Annotated in this window: 23 protein-coding genes; 16 read left to right on the forward strand and 7 right to left on the reverse strand. The window is 67.9% G+C overall.

Annotated features, from left to right (window positions below; translation table 11 throughout):
* Positions 1–185: 185 nt before the first annotated feature.
* The 7 genes from JQX13_RS44885 to JQX13_RS44915 all read left to right on the forward strand — a co-directional run bounded on the left by JQX13_RS44885 (position 186) and on the right by JQX13_RS44915 (position 6,067).
* Positions 186–341 carry a hypothetical protein gene (locus tag JQX13_RS44885; RefSeq protein WP_203405546.1) on the forward strand — a complete coding sequence of 52 codons (156 nt, stop codon included), beginning with the start codon at positions 186–188 and terminating at the stop codon, positions 339–341.
* Positions 342–408: 67 nt separating this feature from the next.
* Positions 409–972: a MauE/DoxX family redox-associated membrane protein gene (locus JQX13_RS44890; RefSeq protein ID WP_239014233.1), complete on the forward strand. Its 564-nt coding sequence runs from the start codon at positions 409–411 to the stop codon at positions 970–972.
* A complete protein-coding gene (locus JQX13_RS44895) occupies positions 969–1,487 on the forward strand; it encodes a TlpA family protein disulfide reductase (protein ID WP_203405547.1) in 519 nt (172 codons plus the stop codon). Before JQX13_RS44890 ends, JQX13_RS44895 begins: the two co-directional genes overlap by 4 nt.
* Positions 1,484–3,340 (forward strand): ABC transporter ATP-binding protein, encoded by a 1,857-nt coding sequence (locus JQX13_RS44900; RefSeq protein WP_203405548.1) that lies wholly within the window; start codon positions 1,484–1,486, stop codon positions 3,338–3,340. The genes JQX13_RS44895 and JQX13_RS44900 overlap by 4 nt, the downstream gene beginning before the upstream one ends.
* A complete protein-coding gene (locus tag JQX13_RS44905; protein WP_203405549.1) occupies positions 3,337–3,786 on the forward strand; it encodes a S26 family signal peptidase in 450 nt (149 codons plus the stop codon). The genes JQX13_RS44900 and JQX13_RS44905 overlap by 4 nt, the downstream gene beginning before the upstream one ends.
* Before the next feature lie 543 nt (positions 3,787–4,329).
* Entirely contained in the window at positions 4,330–5,340 is a 1,011-nt protein-coding gene (locus tag JQX13_RS44910; RefSeq protein ID WP_203405550.1) for a hypothetical protein, read from the forward strand.
* 55 nt (positions 5,341–5,395) lie between these two features.
* Positions 5,396–6,067: a hypothetical protein gene (locus JQX13_RS44915; protein WP_203405551.1), complete on the forward strand. Its 672-nt coding sequence runs from the start codon at positions 5,396–5,398 to the stop codon at positions 6,065–6,067.
* Between the two features lie 24 nt (positions 6,068–6,091).
* Here JQX13_RS44915 and JQX13_RS44920 read toward each other — a convergent pair whose 3' ends face one another.
* The 5 genes from JQX13_RS44920 to JQX13_RS44940 all read right to left on the reverse strand — a co-directional run bounded on the left by JQX13_RS44920 (position 6,092) and on the right by JQX13_RS44940 (position 9,634).
* Positions 6,092–6,931 carry a GNAT family N-acetyltransferase gene (locus JQX13_RS44920; RefSeq protein ID WP_203405552.1) on the reverse strand — a complete coding sequence of 280 codons (840 nt, stop codon included), beginning with the start codon at positions 6,929–6,931 and terminating at the stop codon, positions 6,092–6,094.
* Positions 6,932–7,019: 88 nt separating this feature from the next.
* A complete protein-coding gene (locus JQX13_RS44925) occupies positions 7,020–7,529 on the reverse strand; it encodes a LysR substrate-binding domain-containing protein (RefSeq protein ID WP_343211044.1) in 510 nt (169 codons plus the stop codon).
* 260 nt (positions 7,530–7,789) lie between these two features.
* Positions 7,790–8,836 carry an ISAs1 family transposase gene (locus tag JQX13_RS44930; protein WP_203405123.1) on the reverse strand — a complete coding sequence of 349 codons (1,047 nt, stop codon included), beginning with the start codon at positions 8,834–8,836 and terminating at the stop codon, positions 7,790–7,792.
* Positions 8,803–9,102 (reverse strand): hypothetical protein, encoded by a 300-nt coding sequence (locus JQX13_RS44935; RefSeq protein ID WP_203405122.1) that lies wholly within the window; start codon positions 9,100–9,102, stop codon positions 8,803–8,805. The genes JQX13_RS44930 and JQX13_RS44935 overlap by 34 nt, the downstream gene beginning before the upstream one ends.
* A gap of 106 nt (positions 9,103–9,208) precedes the next feature.
* A complete protein-coding gene (locus JQX13_RS44940) occupies positions 9,209–9,634 on the reverse strand; it encodes a LysR family transcriptional regulator (RefSeq protein ID WP_203405554.1) in 426 nt (141 codons plus the stop codon).
* A gap of 149 nt (positions 9,635–9,783) precedes the next feature.
* Between JQX13_RS44940 and JQX13_RS44945 the strand changes: the two genes are divergently transcribed.
* The 6 genes from JQX13_RS44945 to JQX13_RS44970 all read left to right on the forward strand — a co-directional run bounded on the left by JQX13_RS44945 (position 9,784) and on the right by JQX13_RS44970 (position 17,823).
* On the forward strand, positions 9,784–10,176 hold the full coding sequence (locus JQX13_RS44945; protein WP_203405555.1) for an aminotransferase class IV: 393 nt from the start codon (positions 9,784–9,786) through the stop codon (positions 10,174–10,176).
* Positions 10,177–10,255: 79 nt separating this feature from the next.
* Positions 10,256–11,314: a transposase gene (locus JQX13_RS44950; protein ID WP_203405556.1), complete on the forward strand. Its 1,059-nt coding sequence runs from the start codon at positions 10,256–10,258 to the stop codon at positions 11,312–11,314.
* Positions 11,315–11,331: 17 nt separating this feature from the next.
* Positions 11,332–11,658, forward strand: a complete 327-nt coding sequence (locus JQX13_RS44955; RefSeq protein ID WP_203405557.1) for a transposase — start codon at positions 11,332–11,334, stop codon at positions 11,656–11,658.
* Between the two features lie 239 nt (positions 11,659–11,897).
* Entirely contained in the window at positions 11,898–12,356 is a 459-nt protein-coding gene (locus JQX13_RS44960) for an aminotransferase class IV (RefSeq protein WP_203405558.1), read from the forward strand.
* A 167-nt stretch (positions 12,357–12,523) separates the two neighbouring features.
* Positions 12,524–16,912 carry an AAA domain-containing protein gene (locus JQX13_RS44965; RefSeq protein WP_239014234.1) on the forward strand — a complete coding sequence of 1,463 codons (4,389 nt, stop codon included), beginning with the start codon at positions 12,524–12,526 and terminating at the stop codon, positions 16,910–16,912.
* 188 nt (positions 16,913–17,100) lie between these two features.
* A complete protein-coding gene (locus tag JQX13_RS44970) occupies positions 17,101–17,823 on the forward strand; it encodes a hypothetical protein (RefSeq protein WP_239014235.1) in 723 nt (240 codons plus the stop codon).
* Between the two features lie 181 nt (positions 17,824–18,004).
* Here the strand turns inward: JQX13_RS44970 and JQX13_RS44975 are convergent, their stop codons facing one another.
* Entirely contained in the window at positions 18,005–18,901 is an 897-nt protein-coding gene (locus tag JQX13_RS44975; RefSeq protein ID WP_203405560.1) for a LysR family transcriptional regulator, read from the reverse strand.
* 168 nt (positions 18,902–19,069) lie between these two features.
* Complete coding sequence (locus JQX13_RS44980; protein ID WP_203405561.1) at positions 19,070–19,594, reverse strand: DUF4833 domain-containing protein; 525 nt, start codon at positions 19,592–19,594, stop codon at positions 19,070–19,072.
* A 530-nt stretch (positions 19,595–20,124) separates the two neighbouring features.
* On the opposite strand from JQX13_RS44980, the gene JQX13_RS44985 reads away from it, so the two are divergent.
* The 3 genes from JQX13_RS44985 (at position 20,125) to JQX13_RS44995 (ending at position 22,891) form a co-directional block, all read left to right on the forward strand.
* Positions 20,125–21,339, forward strand: a complete 1,215-nt coding sequence (locus tag JQX13_RS44985) for a glycosyl hydrolase family 8 (RefSeq protein ID WP_239014236.1) — start codon at positions 20,125–20,127, stop codon at positions 21,337–21,339.
* 175 nt (positions 21,340–21,514) lie between these two features.
* Positions 21,515–21,712, forward strand: a complete 198-nt coding sequence (locus JQX13_RS44990) for a hypothetical protein (protein ID WP_203405562.1) — start codon at positions 21,515–21,517, stop codon at positions 21,710–21,712.
* A 477-nt stretch (positions 21,713–22,189) separates the two neighbouring features.
* Positions 22,190–22,891: a hypothetical protein gene (locus JQX13_RS44995; RefSeq protein ID WP_203405563.1), complete on the forward strand. Its 702-nt coding sequence runs from the start codon at positions 22,190–22,192 to the stop codon at positions 22,889–22,891.
* The last annotated feature ends 64 nt before the right edge of the window (positions 22,892–22,955 follow it).

Consider the following 22,955-nt stretch of genomic DNA (forward strand, 5'->3'; position numbering starts at 1 on the left):
CCACACGAAGCTGCGCGTCAACACGCCCGTCGCTCCCGCCAAGGTGAAAAGGCTCGGATTTCAAGTGGTTACGGAGTGCCCGCGAAAATCTCTGGCTCCTGGTGCGCCACCTGGCTTCGGCGCGTGTCTCCAGATCGAGCCTCGCACGTCGCGAGCTCTGAACGCGAAGAGAAAGGGCAACCCACATGAAGACCCTCAAAGCGATGAGCGACCGCCTTCTGAAGATGTTCCTGTCCGAGGTCTCCGCTGGCGCGTGCATCCCGGAGCACGGCCAGTGCTGCGCAACCGGCAAGCGCTTCAACTGCTACGGCTCCTGTGTCTCCTCGAGCGGCTGCCGGTAGATCTGTCCATGCTCATGGCCGGACATGCCGTCCCGGTGTCCGGCCGTGGTTCCCGGAAGGATATGCTTTGAGCGCTGTCGATTTCGGCTGCCGGCTGATGCTTGCCGTCGTGCTCACGCTGGCGTTCGCCAGCAAGGTGCTCGGCCGCGGCTCGTTCCAGGACTTCATCCAGACCCTCGGACGATTTGGATTTCCCAAGCCCTGGGTGGGCTCGCCGCTGGCAGCCGCCGTGGTCCTCTCGGAGGCGGCCTCCGCGCTCCTGCTGCTCCTCGCCCCCCTGGCCGGGTATGTGTTGGCGCTCGCGCTCTTCACGGGCTTCACCCTGGGCATCGCGCGGGTGTTGCGCCGGGGTGAGCGGGTGCGATGCCGGTGCTTCGGCGCGAGTGACACGCCCATGGGGGCGTCACACCTGGTCCGCAATGGACTCTTGATCGCGGTGACCCTCGCGGGCGCGGTAGGCCACGAGGTGGGGCCACCGTCTTCTCCGTTGTCCGTGGTGGGGTGGTGCGCGGGGGCCCTCGGAGTCCTTACCGGGTTCTTCATCACGCGCTGGGATGATCTCGTGTTTCTCCTGAGTGGCCCGGAACCAATGGCCGGACCTCCGGCGGCCGCGGAAAAGCAGAGGGGATGATGGAGCTTCTCGTGTTGGGCGGCGCGGTGCTGGCCGTGCTGGTGGTGCTGAACCTGCTGCTGACCTTCGCGCTCATCCGCCGCGTCCGGGTCCTGCAGGAGAGGGTGTCCAAGGGACCCGCCAGGGATCCGGCGCTGCCTCAGGCGGGTGATGCCGTGGGGGCGTTCCAGGCCGCCACCCCCGAAGGCGGACTCCTCACCGACGAAGCCCTGCGGTCAGGGGTGAACCTGGTCGGCTTCTTCACCACGGGCTGCCACCCCTGCGCGACCGTTCGGGCGCAACTGCTGGAGTCGCCGCCCCGGCTCCCCTTGATGGCCTTCGTCGAGGGCCGCGCGGATGACCCCGCCGCGCGTGAGCTCGGCACCGCCTTGAGTGCCATCGCCCAGGTGGCCTACATCACCGAGGCCGACTCCGTGGCCAAGGCGTTTCGGTCCGCTGGCTATCCCACGTTGATTCGGGTGGAGAACGGCACCGTCGCCGCCGCGGGGCATCAGCTGGGTGACGTCCTGCCATGAAGGAGGAGACCTCCACCAGGCGACCGTGGCGCGATGCCTCGCGAACCGTGCGCGCGGCCGTGGCGCTCCAGTGGCGCTCGGCCCCTGTCGCCTCGGCCGTCGCGCTCGCGCTCACGTTGTGCACCGGGTCTGTCGCCGCGGTGGGAGGCTGGCTGACCAAGCTGCTGCTCGATGAGCTCGGCCGCGGCGCCCAGGTCAACCCGCAGCGGGCCCTGGGACTGGCGGTAGGCGCAGCCGCCGTGGCCGGAGGCGCCATGGCGGTGCTGAACCTCACCGAGTACCTCAACGGGGTGATCCGCTGGCGTGTCACCCTCGAGGTCGAGCGCGCTCTCTTCTCGAAGGTCATCGCGTTGGAGAGCCTGCGCTCCTTCGAGGATCCAGCCTTTCACGGCCAGCTTCGGCTGGCGGAACAGGCGGCCCAGGAGGCGCCGCAGCAGCTCTCGGAGCTCGTGCTCTCCGTCATCCGCGCGGTCGTCTCGGTGGTGACCTTGAGCGCTGTCGTGCTGTCGGTGTCACCGCCCATGGCGCTCCTGCTCCTGCTGGCGGGAGCGGTGGGGCTCGGCGCGCAGCTCGTCCGCAGCCGCTGGACGGCGCAGCTCTCCGAGTCCCTGGTCCAGACGTATCGCTGGCGCGACTTCTATCACTCGCTCCTCGTGGACGTCCGGGCGGCCAGGGAGAGCCGGCTGTTCGGGCTCGGGGAGCTGCTCCTGGACCGGATGGTGACGACGCTGGGAAGGGCCTCGGCACGGGAGCTCGCCCTGGCGCGCAAGGGAGCCGGGATGCAGGCGTCGCTGTCCCTGCTGACCGCCGGGGTCACGGCGCTCGGTGCGTTCATCGTCGTCCAGGGGGCCGTCGCGGGCCGGCACGACCTGGGCGATGTGGCGCTCTTCCTCGCGGCGGTGGCCGGCATCCAGAGTGCCTTCACCGGCCTGGTCGTGCAGATGCAGGAGGCGGGGCGGAGTGTGCTGACCTTCGGTCACTACCTCCAGCTCCTCGGCGTTCCCAGTCGCGTGGCGGGCCCCTCGCGAGCCGTGGAGCCGCTGCGGCGTGGAGTGGAATTCCGGGACGCGTGGTTCCGCTACGACGCCAGCGGCCCCTGGGTGCTGCGCGGGGTGAACCTGTTCATTCCCGCGGGCGGCTCGGTGGGGCTCGTGGGCGTCAATGGGGCCGGCAAGAGCACCCTGGTGAAGCTCCTGTGCCGCTTCTACGAGCTCGAGCGTGGCCAGATTCTCTGGGACGGAGTGGATGTGCGTGAGCTCGAGCCGCGTGCGCTGTGGCAGCGGATGGCGGCGACGTTCCAGGACTTCATGACCTACGATCTCACCGCGGCCGAGAACATCGGCCTGGGGAACGTGGCCTACTTGAAGGACGAGGCGCGCATCCGTGCCGCGGCGCGGTTGGCCGAGATCGATGGCAAGCTCGCCGCGCTTCCGGCCGGATACGAGACGCTGCTGAGCCGGATCCTCGCGGGTGAGGACGGCGGCGGAGCGCCGGGAGTATCGCTGTCCGGAGGGCAGTGGCAGCGGGTGGCGCTGGCCCGGGCCCTGATGCGAGAGGACGTGGATCTCTGGGTGCTCGATGAGCCGAGCTCCGGACTGGATGCGGGCGCGGAGTTCCGGATTCACCAGACGCTGCAGCGCCATGGGACAGGGCGGGCGCGGTTGCTCATCTCCCATCGGCTCAGCGCGCTGCGGAGCGCGGACACCATCGCCGTGCTCTCACAGGGCCGGGTGATCGAGCAGGGCACGCATGAGGAGTTGATGGCGGCTGGGGGCGAGTACGCGCGCCTGTTCACGCTGCAGGCCCGTGGATACCAGGACCCGCGGGTCGTCTCGCGGGAGGGGGCGGCATGAGCCTCGCGCTCGGAGTGGGGCTGGGAGCCCTCGTGGCTGGCGCCGCACTGGTTCGCTGGGCGCGGAGCCGCTGGCTCGTCGTCACCGTGCGGGGCTACAGCATGGAGCCCACGCTGCGCGACGGCCAGCGGCTCATCGCGCGGCGGCTGAGCGGCTCTGGCGCCGGGGCTCCCGGGTATGGTCGCTCGGACATCGTCGTCTTTCTGCTACCCCGCCCGCAGATCGAGGCGATGGACTCCGCGGAACTGCCCTACCGGATCAAGCGGGTTGCCGCCGTCCCTGGAGACCCAGTGCCGGACTGGGCCTTGGAGGCGCTGTCCGCGGACGCACGGACCCGTGTGCCGCCCGGCAAAGTGGTGGTATCCGGAGACAACCCACGCAGCCAGGACTCGCGGCAGCTGGGCTACATCGACTCGCAGGCCCTCATCGCCGTCGTGCGGCTCTGAGCACGGCTCGGGCAAGCCTGCGCAGAGAGCCTTGGTGACACCACGCCCCCCGAGCAGCCAGTCCTGACGGGCACCACGCCGGCATCTCCGCCCCCCCCCCAGCGCGAAGCAGTCACACACCTCCCCTCTCCCGCCGGGAGAGGGACGGGGTGAGGGTGCCAGGGACCCCGGGTTGACCCGGTTAGGAATTCCCGCGGGGAGCCGGCACCATCCGTGACGCAATGCCGCAGGGGCAATGGAGCGCATTGCGCTGGCCCCTCAGTCATACCGGCACGGTGGCGCGAACTTCCGAGGTGGCTGCAGGAATCCGCGCGGCCCGCGCCCCGCCCCTTCGAGGTTCGTGGTCACGAATGACACCGGAGTCATGGATGACCACGAAGGGTTAACCAGATTGCACAGGCTATCCCCGTGCTCGAACGTCAGGTACCATAAATTTCGCGGCGCACTGTGCGCTCGAGCCCCGCGCGAAGCGGGCACGAGGTTTGCCTTGTAGCAGTCCGACGAGTCGCGGTGACGCCGCTCGGGGACTCCGGGGTGACTGCCATGAAGAGACTGTTCGCGCTGAGTGTTCTGGTGATGGCCTGCGGTGGCGGGAGCGAGCTCCAGGAGTCGGTGTCAACGACAGGGCAGACGGCGCGGGAAATCCAGCTCGCGGCCACGGAGGGAGTGGAGGGCGTCTCACACGGCGTGCGGGGCGCGACCTTCTGTGACTACAAGCTCTACCCCACACTCCCGGTGGAGCAGGCCCCGGCGGTCATCGAGCGGGACCGGATGTATCTGGCGGCCCGGCCGGGCGTCCTCTTCAAATACCTGCCGCTGAGCCTCCCGACGGCGACGGACCCGTACCTCTACAGCGGTGGGCGCTACCTGGTGGACACGGTGAAGCACGCCGAGGAGTACGCCCGGTGGGTGCCAAATGACTACCGGCTGGATGGCGTCGTGTTCTCGGAGCGCTCCTACTTCGCCAGCACCGAATGCACGGCCTACAGCGTCATCGGCGTGAAGGACTTCAAGGATCTGCGCACCCGGCAGCACGTGGTCCGGACCGAGCGCTTCGCGCTGCCCCGGGGCAATCACCGCGGCTATCTCGAGTCGCGCTGGAAGGATCTGGTGGCGGAGGCGAAGGCGCGCGGGCTGGCCAGCGTGTGGCTCGTCTACAACCCCGAGGCCCGGCTGGCGGCCTTCGTGTACACGATGGAGCGCGTGGGCCCGGTGACTCCTGGCGTTCCGGACTTCGCGAGCGTCTCGGCGCTGGAGTCCGCCCCCTCGCTGGGCGCACACCTCGCGCGGCGCGGCTGGGTGAAGACGCAGGACATGACCCAGTTCATCTGGGGCCTCTGGTTCCGCTTCGCCCCGGGCGACCGGGGCCAGCCCACCATCTGGCCGAACGCCTTCGCGCTGCCGACGCCCTTCTCCGGGGACGGGCTGTGCCTGGTGAGCGCGGGCGAGAACCACGGGAACAGCCCCTCGGACTGCCCCCCGCGCTGCGGCAACGCCATCGAGGATCCGGGCGAGACGTCGGTGAACTGCCCGGGTGACGTGCGCGACATCTGACAGTGCTCCTTGCTTCCATTCCCCCCCCCCCGTTGCAGCCGGAAAGGTGACCGTCATGCAGAGCCAGCCCAATCCCAACCCGGGGCGTTCCGCGTTGGACTTCAAACGAGAGACCAAGATGCCGACCCCTCGGAGCCAGATTGTTCCCGGACAGTTCCAGGTGCTGGGCGCGAACCTGCAGATCGTCATCGACGGGTTCGGCTCGTTCACGCTCATCGCCAACAAAATCCTCCTCGAGGAGGGCCTGGGCGCCGATGACGGCACCGGGGCGGTGAAGTTCGAGCCGGGCTCCTGGTACCCGCTGGAGCGTTGGCTGACGGCGCTGGAGCGGATCGGCAACGAGTTCGGCCACGTGCTGCTGTTCCAGTCGGGCATGACCACGCCGAAGAACGCGGTCTTCCCGCCCACGGTGACGGACATCCACAGCGGGCTGAAGTGCATCGACGTCGCGTACCACATGAACCACGCGGTGCGCGGCGAGTCCATGTTCAGCCCCAACACGGGCGAGATGCGCGAGGGAATCGGCCACTACGGCTACGCGCACACGCCGGGGAAGAACCTCATCACCCTGGAGAGCTCCACGCCGTACCCGTGCGATTTCGACCGGGGCATCATCATCGCCATGGCACAGCGGTTCCAGCCCACCGCCACCATCCTCCATGACGCCACCCGGCCCTGCCGCAAGCGCGGAGGGGCCAGCTGCGCCTACCACGTCGCCTGGAGGTAGGACGCCGGCCCACCAGAGGAGCTGTCACCCCAGGGCCTGGGCCGCGATGGCGAGGAGGTGCTCCCTCCTGCCCGGGGCCCGGGTCCCATGAAGCATCATCATGGGCGCCGGGACGTGCCGCTCGAGCCCGAGCCCCGCTGCCCATTCGCTCAGCCCGGTGAAGCGCGGAGGGCTGTCCAGCCGTACGACTCCCTCGAGGCCCCGCAGGAGCCCGGCCGCGAGGCTCAGGGCGATCGGCTCCTCCTGGGCGATGAGGGGGCCCACCATCGTCGATTCGAGGTTGGGCCACGCCAGGCCGTAGCCCACCACGCGCCCGTCCCGTTCGGCCACGAGCGCGCGGGACGCCTCCCGGTGCAGGGCGTGGAGCAGGGGATGCCGGGGCGCACCGAAGGCGCCAGCGTCCAGCGTGGCGACCGCGTCCAGATCCTCCCCCGTCATCGCGCGCACCCGCGTGTCCGGGACGGCCAGTTCCTGTGGCTGCCGGGTGAGCCGCCCCAGGTGCTTCACGACCTCGCCGACCTGGACGAAGCCCAGCTTCTCGTAGAGGGGACGGCCCTGGTCCGTCGCGAACAGGAGCGTGGGGATGGGACCGATGTGCTCGAGCGCCTGTTCCATGAGGCGCCGTCCCAGCCCCTGCCTCCCATTGGAGGGCGACACCACCATCATCCCGATCCAGGCGGCCTCGCGCCCATAGGGCGCGATGAGGACCGTGCCCGCGAGCCCACCTTCCGGTGAGTCCACGCCGAAGCCGGTCCCCAGTTCCAGGATCATCCGCCACTTCAGCTCTTCCGCCGGCCAGTCGCGCTTCATGGCCAGTTCGAGGCAGGCGGGCACGTCATCCAGGGTGAGTCTCCGAATGCGCATGCGGCCGCCTATACCACGTCGAGCCGCATGCCAACGACAGACAGGGGCTGGAGCGGCCAGGCCGATGGGGGCCTCCCGATACCCACGATCATCGGCGCGACTCCTTGCTGGTCTCACCAAGCATCCACTGCCGGAAAGCCAGCACGCGCGAATCATGGCTGCTGGCCTCCGGATACACCAGGTAATACCCATACTCCGCCGGCACCCGCACGTCGATATCAAACAGCCTCACCAACCTGCCCTGCGATAGATCGCTGGCAACCATGGCCAGTTCGGCAAGACCAACGCCAGCACCATCGATGACGGCCTGCACCACATGGCTCGAATCAGGCAACGCAACGCACCGGCTGTCATCGAAACCTTCAGTACCAGCCGCTGCCATCCACATGCGCCAGTTCGGCCACACCATCCCGTCGGTCTTGCAGTCCACGTAGCAGAGAGTATGGCGGAACAGGTCTCGTGGCGCTTTGATGCTCGAGTCAGCCTCGATCAATTTCGGGCTGCAAACCGGAACGACCACCGTATCGAACAGCCTCTCCGATCGCGCACCTTCATACCGGCCCGTGCCAAACCGGATGGCAACATCGATATCATCCACGTCGAAATTCCGTACCTCATCCGAAATATCGAACGTCAGCTCCAGCCCTGGGTTCGCTGCCAGGATTGATCCAAAGTCCGTAGGAGAGGTTTTGAAGAGGCGGAGAGCAAGTCCAGACATTCACAGGCAAAGAGGGAGCATCCCTCCGGACGGCGCCTGAAAGAGGGGCGCCGTGGAAGGACAGGAGTGAAGGTACACAGGCCGAACAGCCAGGGGAGAAGAGGCGCGGGAAGGCCGGAGCGGGAGCAGCTGGCGGGCGCTCAGGCAAGTGTGGCCAGACTCTCGGGCAGCACGGCCAGACCCAACAGGCCCTGGTAGAGCACCTCCATGGTGCGTGCGAAGCTTTGGGGCCGTTTGTCGCGAGTCGGCAGGTGCGTGCGCACCAGGGCCAGCAGGTTGTAGGCCAGCAAACGCAGCCAGCTGAGTACCAGGGGTGCATTGCCTCGCAGGCTGGGCGAGGCGCTGTCCTCCTCCAGCACCACGTCCGCTGTCCAGTTGGGCCCGTTCTCAATCCCCCAGTGCCGGCGTACCAACGTCAGCATCCGCTCCGGGGACAGTTGCCCTGTGGGAATGGAGGTGAGGAACAGCCGCGTCTCCACCTTCGGCAGCTCGCCGTCTCTGGTTCGCGTCTGCCTCACCCATACCCATTGCTGGGCGCCGGGAAAGTCCTCCTCTGGCGGCTTGTCCACCACCCTCAACTCCCTCTCCACCCACTCCCCGCTCGTCCGCTCGCGCGTGCGCACCTTCACTGGCGCCACCGCCAGCGCCACCCACGCCTTGTCATGTAGCCGGTGGAAGTTCTCCTTGAGCGCCATCAGGTAGTGCTTGCCCGCCTCCCTCACCACCCGCGCATTGGCCGCGCTCGTCATTCCCGCGTCCACTGTCACGTACTCGAAATGCCGCCCGAACTTCTCCACCACCCGTTTGAACAACTCCGGGAACGCCGTCGCCTCTCCCTGCTTGCCTTCCAGCAACTTCTGGTCGAGCACCGGCTGGGCCGCGCTGCTGGTGAGACTGGCGCGCAGCGCGTACGGGTACCAGTACTCCCGCCCCTGCTCATCCTTCGTCGTGTGGCTCGGCTCGCACGGCGGCTGCCCCGGCGTGCTCTCCCCTGCCTTCCCGTCAATGCTGACGACGCCCCGGGCGAAGAGCTCATGGCGTATCAGCCCCACTTCCAGGCCTCGGTGCACCATCTGGTGCACCTCCTGCTCCAACCCCTCTGGCTCCAACTTCCCCAGCAGCCTATCCAACGTCGTGTCGGACACCGGCCGCTTCAGCCCCTCGGGCGCCGTGCCTTCGCGCAGCATGTCCTCCCCAGCGCCTCGGCATGCCTCAACACCCGCCGCCCCACCGCCATCGCCTGCACCAGCAGCATCAACATCGCCGCCAGCGGATGCCTCTGTCCCCGGCGGGCCCGGGGGTCCTTTACCTCCTTGAATGTCAGCCCCAGGCTCGCCATCATCCTCTGCACGCGGGAGGGGGTTTCCTGCTCGTCCTTCTTCCCCTTCCCGTTTCCCGCTTGGGGGGTGGAGGGCCCGCCAGTCCTCCCGCCCCGGTTTTTCTTCCCACTCATCCTTCTTCTCCCCGGACCTGTCCGGCCCGTCTCCGGCTCTGTGCTGGCGCTCCCCCTCGCGATCTGCCCGCGGCTGCTCGCCTCCGGTGGGCGCCTGTAGGCGGGACTATACTTCAGCCGTAGGCCCGGGTGGGATGACCTCTCCCGTGGGACTTTGAATCAAGCCTGGGTTCGCTGCCCGGAACCGCGGCAGTCGCGGAAATAGCCAGTTCGAAGCAAACATCGCGCTGAGCGATACGCGCAGTTGATCTGCCCCCCGCGCCATCCTCCGCGCGCGGCTGGCCGCACGTCGCAAGATGTCCAACGCGTCGGCGGTCGCCTCGTACAAGACGGTGCCCGCGGGGGTAAGGCGGATGCTGCGGCTGGTGCGCGTGAACAACGTGACGCCCAGCTGATCCTCGATCTCCTTGATCTGGTAACTGACCGCGGCCGGCGTCAGTCCCACCTCTTCGGCAGCGCGCGTGAAGTTCATGTGCCGCGCGGCCGCCTCGAACGTCCTCAGTGCTCTCGTTCCCGGCAGCATTCGGTTCATCGCGATCTTCAAGCGGTATTTGATGATCTGGCAAGAAGTACTCGTTTCTCAACGCCCGGTCAATTGACGATAGTTGCTCAGCTTGATGATCAACGATGTCGCGACACGGCGGTTGCCGGGTCCCGATGCGGACGCGCAGGAGCGCCAGAATGTCAGGTCATTCGAAGTCTTTCGTTGTTCAACGTAACGCTCGGGCGGCGTCCGCTGAAGAACTGGCGCCGCTCGCCTTCTCCGGCTATGCGCACTTCACTGCCATGCAGGTCCGAGGCGGCCTGGTTCGCGGCCTCGACCTTCATCTGGCACGGCTTCGTTCCGCGTCGATGACGCTATTCGGTCAGGCGTTGCCCGACGATCAGGTCCGGTCCTATTTGCAGGCGGCCCTGGAGGCAAGCCCGGCCGATGTGTCGCTGGTGGCAACGGTGTACTCGCCCGAAGGCGAATTCACCGCAAGCGGAACGGGCGTCCCCCCCGAATTGCTGATCCGTACCGGACCGCCCGCCTCAAGAGCGCTCGATAAATCCCAGGAAGTGAAAGCTGGGTGATCCAAAGGTGGGTGGGGAAGGCAAAGCCCCACCCCTGGGGTTCGGGTGCAAGAGGTACCATGTGAAGTAGGCAGGGGGAGTGAGCCAGAAGAAAGCGCGGGCAGCAGAGGGAAGAGTCCGGACGAAAGAGCCGGACAGGTCGCAAGGCTGGCTGTTCAAGCAGATGCCGGAGCAGTTGGTGGAGCCGGAGCACCCGGTGCGGGTAGTGGCGGCGGCGGTGGAGGCGTTGGACCTGAGAGGCTTTCTGGCCGGGGCCAAGGCGGTGGAGGGACATGCGGGACGCCCGGTGACAAGTCCCCGGTTGCTGTTGGCGCTGTGGGTGTACGGGATTCAGCAGGGAGTGGGGACGGCGACGGAGCTGGCGCGCCGGTGCGAGGAGGACAGGGCGTACCAGTGGCTGGCCGGTGGAGTGAAGGTGAGCCACGACAAGCTGAGCCAGTTCCGGGTGGAGCACCTGGAGGTGTTGCAGCAGGTGTTTACCGACGTGCTCTCGGTGCTGTTGCAGCAGGGGCTGGTGAGTTTGGAGCAGGTGGCGCAGGACGGCACGCGGGTGAGGGCCAGTGCCTCGGCGCCTTCGTTCCGGCGAGAGCAGTCGCTGCGGGAGTGCCAGGAGCAGGCCGAGCTGCACTTGCAAGCGGTGCTGGCGCAGAAGGACGACCCGGAGCTGACGCGTGGGCAGCAGGCGACACGAGAGGCCAAGGCGCGTGACTACCAGGCGCGGGTGGACGCGGCGCTGGAGGCGATAAAGCAACAGCAGGCCAGGAAGAAGGGGGCGGACAAGGAGAAGGTGCGCGCCTCCACCACGGATGCGGATGCACGGGTGATGAAGATGGCCGATGGGGGTTTCCGACCCGCCTACAACCTGCAATTCGCGGTGGCTGGGGAGGCGCTGGGAGGGCCAAGAACCATTGTGGGAGTGGAAGTCACCAACCAGGGCAGCGACATGGGCAGCGTGAGCCCCATGGTGGAGCAGATTGAGCAACGCACGGGCCAGGTGCCCGAGCGCGTGCTGGCCGATGGCGGCCATGCCACGTGCGCAGACGTGAAGCAGTGCGCGGCCAAGGGGTTGAAGCGCTCATTTCGGTGCCCGAGCGCATGGCCCAGGCCGGGCAGCAGGGGGACCATTCCCCCGAGGTAGAGGCGTGGCGTGAGCGCATGCGCACCGACGAGGCCAAGGAGCAGTACAAGGCCCGCGCCGGCCTGGTGGAGAACGTCAACGCGCAGGTGAAGGGGCGCTATGGCCTGACGCAGGTGACGGTGCGGGGGCTGGAGAAGGTGAAGTGTGTCGCCTTGCTGGTGGCCCTGGCGCACAACCTGGCCGCACACGGCCAGCCTCTGGTGGATGCGCTGCTGGCGCGCCAGAGCGCGCTTGCCGAGCCGGCTCACCTCCTCGAGCTGGCTCCAGGCAACGCGGCCTCTCTCGGTGGCGGCATCAGTCCGGTGCCGGTGGACCAGGTCACCGCCTTGCCTGCTGGCTTCTGACGGCCAGCCCCCTGCCGCGTGTGGTGTGACCGGGCCTCTCAGGCTCCAACCAGGCGATGAGCCCCCGGGCTGTGTGGTTGAATCCCGCTCTCGCCTGCTTCCCACCTGTACAACCCCCCCCTCCAACTCCGCGCCTCGGGATGGGCGATTTCCTCCGCCCTCCCCTCCACTTCCTGATCGCGCTCTGCTCCCGCGAGGGATTTATCGACTGCTCTTCAGGCCCGAAGGGGCCGCTGGCGTTGGCGACGGTCGAGTACGAGCGGGTGCTTCCAGCCGTCAAGCACGTTGGCGAGGTCGCGAAGACGTACTTCCTACGTCAGGCCGTCAAGCAAGGCTTCGACGACGCCGCTTTCGTCGACCGCCGGGGCCGGCTCAGCGAGGGGTCGATTTGGAATCTGGCATTTTGGGATGGCGACGCGGTCATCTGGCCCGTGGCGGAGATGCTGAGCGGTACCACGATGGGCATTGTCCGTCGGCAGCTGGACCGCCTCGGTATGGCCCAGCGATTTCAGGAAGTGACCCTCGCCGATCTGCCTACGCTTTCCGGGGCCGTGGTCATGAACTCGTGGACACCCGGTGTTGCGGTACACCGGATCGGCTCTGTGCCCCTACCCAATGCGCCCGCTTTCCTTGAGCTGCTCCACCGTGCTTACCAGGCCGAGGAAGCGGTAGCGCCATGGTCCACTCGGGGCGCATAGGGCGAGCGCGGTGTCCAGGGTCGGCTCGACCATTGTACCTCTCGGGCCTGAGCTCGGGCGAGTGACGCTCTCCGACGACCATCCGAGCGCTTCCCGGAGATTGGCGATCGCTCCATGCCTTGATGTCGGCATCGGTCGAAATGGTGGTGCCCCCATTGTGATAGGAAGTGTCCCATCCCTGGAGGTGTGCCCTGTCGTCGGAGCCCCGCAACCGCTTCCTCGAGAAGATGCTCGATCGCCTGTACGCCTCGCTCGCGTCGGGCCCGAGCATCAACTGCCGTCCCCACAACAGCCGTCAACGTGTGGACCTCACGTTGCTGAGCCGTCTGGATGGCACCCCGCCCCACTCCGTGCTGGCCGGGCTCCTCGGGGAGAAAGCCTCGGTGAAGCTCTCCGTGCGCGCCACGAGCCCCTCGAAGGATGCCGCGGACGCTCCGGCCAGACGTGAGGATGACGAGCGGCAGGCGCTTCTGCGCAAGCTGAACACCATCGCCGACGATGCCCGCACCTTCGAGCAGGACACGGGAGCCCAGGTGCTCCACGTTGGCTTCCCCCTGCTCCACCTGCCCCCGGGCTCGAAGGACTCACGGGGCTTCGCCAGCACCAAGCGCGTCCTGGCGCCCATCGCCTTCATCCCCGTCCGCCTCACCCTCAAGAAGGGCCGCACGCCGGGCCTCGAGCTCGAGTCCGCCGCCGACGGCGCGGATCGGGTCATGCCCAACACCGCCCTCATCGCCTGGGTGGAGCGGCAGACCGGCAAGCGTCTCGGGGAACTGTTCGCCGACGAGGAGGGTCAGGATCCCTGGCGCGAGCTCAACGAGCTGTCCACCGCCGTGGCCACTGCTCTTGAACTGCCCCCTCCCGCCCCCTTCACCCCGGAGACGCTCCTCTCCCCGACCCCTCGCTCCGAGGATGAGACCGCCGCCGGGGCCACCCTCCTTCCCTGTGCCGTGCTCGGCCTCTATCCCCTGTCCAACCAGAGCCTCGTGGATGACATGCGGGCCCTCGTGGAGGGTGAGCCCGTCCAGGGCCCCATCGAGAGCTTCCTGCGTGTGGGCGTCTCCCTGGGTGCCCAGCTCACACCCAGGACGGACGCGGCGGCCCAGGTCTCCTGGCGCGCGGGAGAGGACCGGCTCGTCTCCCACGCGGACCCATGCCAGTCGCGCGCGGTGCGGCTCGCGCGCAGCAGCCGCGGCCTCGTGGTCCACGGGCCTCCCGGCACGGGCAAGTCGCAGACCATCGCCAACGCCATTGGCGACCACCTCGCACGCGGGGAGCGCGTCCTCCTCGTCTGCGACAAGCGCACCGCGCTCGATGTGGTGAAGCACCGGTTGGAGCACCTCGGGCTGGGCTCGTTGTGCGCGGTGGTGCACGACGCGCAGAGGGATCAGCGCGAGCTCTACCTCGGCATCCGCGAGCAGCTCGACAACCTGACCGAGTCCAGGCTCAACCCCGCCGCCAGGACCGAGCTCTCCCGCGTGGACACCGAGATGCAGTCGCTCCACGACGAGCTGTCCTCCGCCGAGCGCGCCCTCTCCGAGCGCCCCGCTGGAGGCACCGAGCCCTCCTTCCATGAGCTGGTGGGCCAGTGGTTCGGCCAGGAGGCCCCGGCGTCCCTGACCGGCGCGACGGAGTCCCTCGGCACCTTCCGTCTGGCCGAATCGCGTCCCCACGAGCGCGAGGTGCGCGAGGTGCTGGAGCGCGCCGGCAAGGAAGGCTACCCGGACAACCCCTGGCGCACCTCGCTCGGCGCCGAGCTGAAGGACTACCTGTCCACGCCGCTCGCCACGTACCGCGACCGGATGGCGTCCGCCGTGGAGGCCGCGCGCGAGGCGGATGCCCAGGCCTCGCCCGACGTCCCGGCCTTCGCTCCCACGGGAGACGTGGCCGCAGAGGGCCGGGCGCGTGCGGAGCTCGCCGACAAGCTGGAGCGCGTGCTGGGAGAGGCGCGTCCCGAATGGCTGGCGCGCTGGGCCTCGTCCATGTCCGAGGCCGTGCAGGCGACGAAGACCCAGCTCGAGGGTCTGGCGCCGCAGGTGCAGGTGTTGAACGAGGGCCCGCTCGACACGGAGCTGGCCCTGGTGCACCGCTCGGAACCCCTGGGATTGAGCGCCCTGGGGCAGGCACTGGCGTTCCTGGCGTCCTGGCTGCTGGTGGCGCGCAAGTGGTACCGCTTCCTCTTCTTCTTCACCCGCCGGGCGAAGGCCGCCGAGGTGCTCCGGCGCTTCGGTCTCACCGTGGGGGCCGAGACAGCCGAGCGCGTCTCCCACTTCCTCACGGGCGTGCGCGCCCGGCTCCTGCTCACCGAGTTCCATCACGGCGTCCTCGCGCCCGGACCCAACGAGCCCCTCACGGATGAGGCGCTCGCCCGTGGTTTGAGGACCCATGCCGGGCTCTTCGATGTGCTGTTGCAGCTGGAGCGCCCGGTACTCGCCTCCTGCCGGCAGGCGGTCCGGGACGCGCTGAAGGCCGACGAGGCGGCGCGGGCGCGTCTGCTCGCGGGCCTGCGCCAGTCCGCCGCCCGGAGCGAGGCCGTGGTCCGGCTGGAGTCGCGGCTGGCCGAGGTGGGCCTCTTCTCCTCCGACTGGCGCGTGGCCCGGAGCAGGGCGCTGCGCGCGGGCGAGCAGGTGCAGCCGCTCGTCGCGTCCCTCGCGGCGCGGCTGTCCAGCGTGGAGGGGCTGCTGCGGATCCAGGCCCTGGTGGCGGGACTGCCTCCGGCGCTCGGCACGGCGGCCGAGAAGCTGGCCCTGGCCGGCGCGGACGTGGAGAGCGGCTGGCGCGCGGTACGCAAGGCGGTGCTGGCCGCCGAGGTGTCCGCACGGGTGAAGGAGAACCCGGTGCTCCAGCACATCGACGCGGACCGCATCCACGCGAGCCAGACGCGCTACCGGGCCCTGGAGGCACGCAAGCGCGAGCTGGTGCGCGACGTCATCCTCCACCGTTGGACGGAGCGCCAGCGGGAGCGGCTGCTGGCGGCCACGGGAGGACGGCTCAACGGGCTGGGCGCGGAGCTGCGCCGGCGCCTGCTGCTGCGGGGCGAGCGCGCGCTGCGGGTGCGCCAGGTCATCGCCGCGGGCGCGAGCGTCGAGGGGGGTGATCCCCTCTTCGACATGCGGCCGGTGTGGATGGCGAGCCCCCAGACGGTGGCGCAGATCTTCCCCCGCCGGGAGCTCTTCGACGTGGTCATCTTCGACGAATCCTCACAGTGCCGGCTGGAGGAGGCGCTGCCGGTGCTGACGCGGGCGAAGCGGGTGGTCATCGCGGGAGATCCCAAGCAGCTGCCCCCCACGCGCTTCTTCGAGACCGCCGTGGTGCAGAGCCAGGAGGAGCTGGACGCCGAGGACGAGCAGGGACTCTTCGAGGATCAGCAGGCCGAGGTGGAGGATCTGCTCGGAGCGGCGCTGAACCTGGAGATCGACCAGTGCTACCTGGACGTGCACTACCGCTCCCAGAACGCGGACCTCATCGGGTTCAGCAACGAGCACTTCTATGACTCGCGGCTACAGGCCATTCCGGGGCACCCGTCCAACCGGGTGGAGCACGCGCCACTGCGGCTCATCCACGCGGGGGGCCTGTACGAGAAGCGGGTGAACGTGGTGGAGGCGCGGGCGGTGGGAGCCCTGGTGAAGGAGCTGCTCTCGCATCCGGAGCCGCCATCCATCGGCGTGGCGTGCTTCAACCTGTCGCAGCGCGACGCCATCACCGAGGTGCTGGAGGAGCTGGCTGCGGCGGACGCGGACTTCGCGGCGAAGCTGGCGGCGGCTCGGGCGCGGCGCGGCGAGGGCTCCTTCGAGGGGCTCTTCGTGAAGAACCTGGAGAACGTCCAGGGTGACGAGCGGGATCACATCATCATCAGCACCACGTACGGCCCCGACGCGAAGGGGCGCTTCTACCGGCGCTTCGGGCCCCTGGGGAGCGCGGGCGGAGGGCGGCGGCTGAACGTGCTGGTGACGCGAGCGCGGCAGCAGGTGCACCTGGTGACGTCCATCCCGCGCGAGGTGTACTCGGCGCTGCCTCCCGTGGAGCAGGGCCGCAAGCCGAACGGTGGCTGGCTGCTCTTCGCCTACCTGCAATACGCCGAGCAGCTGGCCAGGGACTACGAGCGCGAGTCCGGGCGGACGGAGGAGGCGCGGGAGCGGCCGGAGCCGGTGGTTCGCGAGCGCGAGACGGAAGCGGGCTCGGCCTTCGCCCGGGCGCTGGCGGAGGAGCTGGCGAGGACGCACGGCGTCTCCTCGGATGTGCAGTGGGGCAACGATGGCTTCTGCGTGGACGTGGCCCTGCACCATCCCCGGCGCGCCGGGGACGTCACGGTGGGCGTCCTGTGCGATGGCACGCGCTACCCGAAGGCAGCGGACCCGGTGGAGTGGGATCTGTTCCGCACGGCCATCCTGGAGGGCCAGGGCTGGAAGCTGGTGCGGCTGTGGACGCCGCACTTCTTCCGAGATCCCGAGGGCGCCCGGGAGAAGGTGCTCCAGGCCGCCAGCGAGCAGATCGCCCGCCAGCCCCCCGTGCCGGAGACCCCGGCCCGGGGAGAGCTGCACCGCGTCCTCAACTGAGCCGGGGCAGCTCAGATGGCGGCGGCATGGGCATGCCCCATGGCGGGCCTCGGCTGTCAGGTCGGGCCGAGCAAGCCCTCCGGCGTGGAGCCTCCGATGACCGGGTAGGCTGACGGGAGCACTTCGCGGGAGAGACAGAAATGGGCGACACACCTTCGTGGAGCGGCGGCAGATTGGGGCCATACCTCGTGGGCAGGCGTTCCCGGGACATCGGCGAGGGTCTGGGTCGCTTCCACGAGGCACACAACCTCGAGACGGGGGCCTTCGCCATCGTGCTGGCTCCGGGGCGGGAGGAGACGTGGCGCTCGCACACGGCCTGGACGGTGCGCGCCACGAGTCGGGTGACGCCCCTGTTCGTCGCCCTGGAGTTGGAGCCCGCGCCGGATGCGCAGGCCCCCGCCTTCCACGAACTGCCGCTGATGTTCGACCTGCTCAAGGGCGCGCTGGGGCACGTCCGAACCCGGGAGCAGGCGGAGGTGCACGCTCACCTCACCCGGAAGCCCAGAGGAGCGTGGCCGAGGCGACTGCTCGCACGTGGGCCCTGGCTGCTCGCGGGAGCCGGAGTCGCCGTGGCGGCGGGGCTCGCGCTGACGCTCTGGCCCTGTCCTCCCGAATCCACCCAGACGCAACAGGCTCCAGCGGTGGCCGAGGCCGCGCTCGACGAGCCCATCGCCTTCATTGACATGCAGGACACCACACCCCAGGCCATCGGCTACCCCATGCCGAAAGCACCCTTCAAGGAGCAGCGGAAACCGCCGTGCCTCGAGGGAACCGAGGTAGAGATTCGCGGTGGATGCTGGGTCCCCTTGGAGTACCGCCCTCCCTGCCCCAGGAGCACCGCGGAGTTCGAGGGCAAGTGTTACATGCCCGTGAGGAAGAAGGACCCGCCGCCGAGCTCGCTCCAGCCCTGAGACGACTCGCAGGGGGTCTTCCCAGCGTGGCCCTCGCGCTGGGGCCCACCGCTCACGAGAACCTTGCCGTTGGGCAATCCTGTTCGCCGCGCTGGCAGCGCGCGGACGGAACGCCTCAGCGGGGGGCGGGCTCCGCCGGTGCGCCGTTGCGGCGTGTCCATCTACCACCCACAGTCAGGCGTCAAGGTCCGAGTTCACGGACCATGAGGTCGAGGAATTGCCTGACGCGCGGTTCCAGCAGACGCCTGGTCGGATAAAGCGTCACAATCTTCACCTCGCCGACCTCGAGGTTCGCAAGCACCTGCGTGAGGCGGCCAGCGGCCAGATCCTCTGCAACCAGAAAGTCGGGAAGAAGCGCAATGCCCGCCCCGGAAATGGCGGCATCCCGGATGGCCTCTCCACTATCCAACCGCAGACGGCTTCGTCCGGCCGCCTTCACCCAGGCACCATCGTCGCCACGAAAGCGCCAGCTTTGCCTTCTGGTGGCACTGCTGAACACCAGGCAATCATGGTTTGCCAGCTCATCGAGCCCTCCAGGCGCGCCACGCTCGGCGATGTAGGAAGGAGACGCGCAGAGCAGCGCTCTGTATCTGGCGACGACCCGGGAGACCAGCCGCGAGTCCGGATCCGTGACACCAATCCGTACCGCCAGGTCGAATCCCTCCTCGATGATGTCCACCACGCGATCGGTGAAGCTCACTTCGACCTGAACGTCGGGCCACGCCTGAAGATATTTCCTCAGCAGAGGAAGAATCACCAGCCGTCCGAACGCATCAGGCACGGTCAGCCGCAGGACGCCGCGCGGCGTCCCGGCTCGACTGGCCACACTGGCCTCGGCGTCGTCGATCGCCGCGAAGATCTGCAGGCCCCGGTCGTAGAACGCCCGGCCTTCGTCGGTGAGGCTCAGCGTCCTGGTGGTACGGTTCAGAAGGCGTACACCGAGCCTCTCTTCCAGACGCATCACGGCCTTGCCCGCCGCCGATCGTGTCATGCCCAACGCCTGCCCACCGGCCACGAAGCTTCCGCCGTCGACCACGGCCATGAACACGGTGATGTCATTCAGATTCGTGCGCGGCATGGGTTCGACTCGAGTGCCTGGCGCGGGCGCGCCCGGGGCAGCCCGCGAAATATACCAGCGCGCATACTGGAGGGATCAACCGCAATGCCGTTCGAGTGACGCCCCTCTCCTTCGCTCCGGCCACCGACCGTGCCCCCCCCCCCCGGGAAGCAGCCCGCGGAACCTCGCTCAGTGGCGGATGACTTCTTGGACGGTCCGCCCATCCGGGCCCACGCCGATGAGGAGGACGCGCTCGATGCCAAACGGCCAGGCCAGGCGCACATAGACGTGGTCGAGCTGCGAGGTCACTCCTCCCACCGTGGTCCAGGCCCGGGAGACACAGCGACCATTCTCCCGGAAGACGTCGATCTCGATCGTCCGCTCCGAGCAGGCCTGAAGCCGGATCCGGACCCGCCAACCCTCCGGGGTGTGCTCCACCTGCTGCGCGTCGATCAACCCATAGGCGGGTGCCTCGATGCCCAGGAGGGGCTCCATCTCCGTCTCACCCTTCTCGAACATCCGCCAGTACCCATGGACGGGCTTGGGGCCGAGGGGCCGGCAGTCTTCGTCCACCCGGATGCCATAGTGCACCTGGTTCCGGTTCTCGCTCTTGGCGATGAAGAAGACGGACGGAGTCGAGCGGGCCGGGGTGGCGGAGCCGGCGTGCGCCGCGGGGGAGAGAAGTGCCAGCGCGAGGCCAAGAACAGACGACATCCAGGTCTTTGGGTGCATGAGTCCTTGGCCCTCGACTCCAACGGCCCGCCGGTCTTAACCGGCGGCGAGGGGGCAGTCCATTCGTTCAACGAATTGTCACATCCGCTCCTGAGCACATTGACGCTGACGTAACAGCGCATGGGGGGAAGAGAGGGCCGGTTGAGGGTGGGGGCTCGTGCGGAGGGGCCGAGGAGGGCCGCTGCCGGAATCCCTGGTTGGCCCCATGCACCCGTCCAGGTCGAGTCCGGTTCTCGTCCGAATCCAGCTTCGCGAATCCCTTGACCCCCGCCTGGCACCCTCTTGTTTCACGGACTCAACACTCCTGGCCTTCTCAACTTCCTTGATCCTGATTCGAGTCCGTCAAACTTTCTCACAAAGCCAATGGGCCACATGAGAATCGGGTGTGAATCATTTCCCTCTGGCATTCACTTCCACTCCTGTTAGCCTCTCTCCGCTCTCGTTACTGATTGGAGACCACATCCATGTCCATGCCTTGCTCATTGCCTTCATCATCAAGACGAACCGGTCCGTTGACGCGCCTCATTCAAGGACTTGCGTTGGCCTTCATTGGCATCGCTGGCGCCGCACATGCCCAGAATCATCCGTTCGGCAGTCATCATCAGCCCTATCACTCGTCGACCTTGAGCGTTTCGGCCGGTACGGCCGCGGCCGATAGCGCGACGTCGGACTTCTATTGGAAGTGGAAGAGCCGCTACGTAGAAGCCGGTTGTCAGCCGGACGAGTACCGCATCCGGGCCAGCACGGGAGACGGCGCCTACGTCGTGTCCGAGGGCCAGGGCTACGGCATGCTGATCGCCGTGATGATGGCCGGGGAGGACCCGCAGGCTCGAGAGATCTTCGACGGCCTGCACCGCTACAACCGCCGTCATCCCAGCCAGAACAATCCCGACCTGGTGGCCTGGGCGCAGGATTCCAACTGTCGCGACATCCTCGATCACGACTCGGCCACCGATGGAGATCTCGACATCGCCTACGCGTTGCTGCTCGCGCACAAACAGTGGGGTTCCAGCGGGTCGATCAACTACGCGTCCGAAGCAAACCGCGTGCTCAATGCGATCGCGAAGAGCAATGTCAATCCGACCACCCGGCTGGTCAATCTCGGCGATTGGGCCATGTTGCAAGAGGATCCTGCCTATTACTATGCCACGCGCAGTTCGGACTGGATGCTCGGCCACTTCCGCGGCTTCATCGGCCACACCGGCACCGACTGGGCGAAGGTGCTGAGCGCGCATCAGACGTTGATTGAAACAATGCAGGCCCAATACGCCAGCTCGACTGGCCTGGTGCCCGACTTCGTCGTCAACACGCACACCACGCCTCGCCCGGCCCCCGCCAACTTCCTCGAGGCTCCGCACGACGGCAGGTATTCCTGGAACGCGAGCCGCGTGCCGTGGCGCCTCGGCATCGACGCCGCCATCAGTGGCGACACACGCTCGCGCAACGCGGCCAGCATGATCAGTCGTTGGATTCGCGGCAAGACCGGAGGCAGGCCGAGCAACATCCGCGCCGGCTACTACCTCGACGGCCGCCAGATCGAGCCCTACAACGACATGGTCTTCATGGCGCCGTTCGCCGTCGCGGCCACCACGGACGCCGGTGGTCAGGCGTGGCTGGACAGCCTGTGGAATCAGATCGTCTCCACCGGCCCCACCGAGGACTACTTCGGCGACACGCTCAAGATGCTGGTCATGCTGAGCGTCTCGCGGAACTGGATGACGCCGTAATCGAGCCGGGCCTTGCAACGAGGGGCACGCCTTCACGGCCTCGGACGGGAAGTATCTCGTCTCCGCCGGCCCGCTCGCCTCTTCAGGCTTGCTCTGTATGTGACTTGCCGTTCGTCCGTGGAAGCCACGATACTCATTACCCAGGGGCAATGGATAGACATAAGGAACGTCTCCAATGAAGAAGATTCTTGGCGGCCTCGCGGTGGGCTTTCTTCTCGTGGGATGCGGTGGTCCGGAAGCGGATGGCGGCGAAACCAGCACGGAGCCCGTGCTCTCGGAGGTCCAGCAAGGCATTTGTGAGGGCTTCAATAACGGCGCGAACTGGTGCACCGCGGAGTGCAACGACGGCGAAAACCGCTGGTACTACGTCTGAAAACGCCTGTCGTCCCGAGGCCCGCTCCCACTCGCGAGTGTGGGGCGGGCCTCGCCCATTCCGCGACCACGGGCGCCCGGGTCATGCCCGAGACATGAGCGCCCACGCGGAACAGCCGCACGTAGTCCTTGGGCAGGCAATACCTTGCGCGTCTCGCACGCCTTGGCGGATGAGGCTCCTACATCATGCCCAGATACATGCGACCCTTTCTCTCCCATACGTGCGGGAAGGGTTGGCCTCTTGGGCCTGCAAGCCAGGGGAGATATCCTGAAGCCCCTTGGAAAGGCAGGTGCCATGCAACCGACCTCCACCCAGAACGATGCACCCTCGCCGTTCGCCGTCTGTCCCGAACACCCGGAGCGTGCATCCATCGCCCCTTGCGAGCGTTGCGGTCGGTTCCTCTGTGAGGCGTGCCTCGCCTCGCGAGTGCCGCCACTCTGCACCGCGTGCGAGACCAGGACGCGTGACCCGCTGGGCATGCTCGCACAGCCCTTCTCCCCGGGTGCGTCCCTGCGCAACGGCTGGAGGCTCTTCTCCCACACCTTCCCTCAACTGGTGCCCATCGCCCTGCTCATGGGCATCCCCAGTGGTCTGATCTCCCATGCCATCGATTCGAACGGAGCCTCCCGCCTCTTCGATGTCACCATTGGGCTCATCTCCATAGGCGCCTACCTCGCGCTGATGGTGGGCGTGGCCGAGGGCACTCCGTCCAGCGTGGGCTCGGCGCTCAAGGAGGGCGTGCATGTCTGGCCCCGCCTCTTCGCCGCGCGCTTCCGCAGTGGGTTGTGGATCCTCCTCTTCACCCTGCTGCTCATCGTGCCTGGCATCATGAAGGCCCTCAGCCTCGCCGTGGCGACAGAGGCGGCCTACCGGGAGCGCCAGTCGGATGCGCTCGAAAACTCCATCCAGCTCACCACCGGGCGGCGCTGGGAACTCTTCGGTCTGTCCGTGGTCTACTACTTCATCTTCCTGGCGGTCGTGCTCGTCATCGGCCTCATGACAAACACCCTCGCCGGGCTGCACGCCAACGCCGCGCCCCTGGCGAGCATCGTCATCGACACGAGCGTGCGACTGGCGGAGGCCTTCACCTGTGGCGTGATGCTCGCCGCCTTCTACGGACTCAAGCGCTCCCAGGGACAAGGGCTCGAGCCGCTCCCGGCCTCCTCCGCGAGGTCCTGACCACCGCCCAGCATATGGCCCCGCGACCGCCGCGCTCCGGAACGACCCACAGGTAGAGGGAGCT

It is taken from the genome of Archangium violaceum, assembly GCF_016859125.1.
Taxonomy (GTDB): domain Bacteria; phylum Myxococcota; class Myxococcia; order Myxococcales; family Myxococcaceae; genus Archangium; species Archangium violaceum_A.

Coding starts and splice junctions, on each gene's coding strand:
- JQX13_RS44885 (WP_203405546.1), top strand. CDS start 186: ATGAAGACCCTCAAAGCGATGAGCGACCGCCTTCTGAAGATGTTCCTG.
- JQX13_RS44895 (WP_203405547.1), top strand. CDS start 969: ATGATGGAGCTTCTCGTGTTGGGCGGCGCGGTGCTGGCCGTGCTGGTG.
- JQX13_RS44900 (WP_203405548.1), top strand. CDS start 1,484: ATGAAGGAGGAGACCTCCACCAGGCGACCGTGGCGCGATGCCTCGCGA.
- JQX13_RS44905 (WP_203405549.1), top strand. CDS start 3,337: ATGAGCCTCGCGCTCGGAGTGGGGCTGGGAGCCCTCGTGGCTGGCGCC.
- JQX13_RS44910 (WP_203405550.1), top strand. CDS start 4,330: ATGAAGAGACTGTTCGCGCTGAGTGTTCTGGTGATGGCCTGCGGTGGC.
- JQX13_RS44915 (WP_203405551.1), top strand. CDS start 5,396: ATGCAGAGCCAGCCCAATCCCAACCCGGGGCGTTCCGCGTTGGACTTC.
- JQX13_RS44920 (WP_203405552.1), bottom strand. CDS start 6,931: ATGCGCATTCGGAGACTCACCCTGGATGACGTGCCCGCCTGCCTCGAA.
- JQX13_RS44930 (WP_203405123.1), bottom strand. CDS start 8,836: ATGCTGCGCGAAGGCACGGCGCCCGAGGGGCTGAAGCGGCCGGTGTCC.
- JQX13_RS44935 (WP_203405122.1), bottom strand. CDS start 9,102: ATGAGTGGGAAGAAAAACCGGGGCGGGAGGACTGGCGGGCCCTCCACC.
- JQX13_RS44940 (WP_203405554.1), bottom strand. CDS start 9,634: ATGAACCGAATGCTGCCGGGAACGAGAGCACTGAGGACGTTCGAGGCG.
- JQX13_RS44945 (WP_203405555.1), top strand. CDS start 9,784: ATGTCAGGTCATTCGAAGTCTTTCGTTGTTCAACGTAACGCTCGGGCG.
- JQX13_RS44955 (WP_203405557.1), top strand. CDS start 11,332: ATGCGCACCGACGAGGCCAAGGAGCAGTACAAGGCCCGCGCCGGCCTG.
- JQX13_RS44975 (WP_203405560.1), bottom strand. CDS start 18,901: ATGCCGCGCACGAATCTGAATGACATCACCGTGTTCATGGCCGTGGTC.
- JQX13_RS44980 (WP_203405561.1), bottom strand. CDS start 19,594: ATGTCGTCTGTTCTTGGCCTCGCGCTGGCACTTCTCTCCCCCGCGGCG.
- JQX13_RS44990 (WP_203405562.1), top strand. CDS start 21,515: ATGAAGAAGATTCTTGGCGGCCTCGCGGTGGGCTTTCTTCTCGTGGGA.
- JQX13_RS44995 (WP_203405563.1), top strand. CDS start 22,190: ATGCTCGCACAGCCCTTCTCCCCGGGTGCGTCCCTGCGCAACGGCTGG.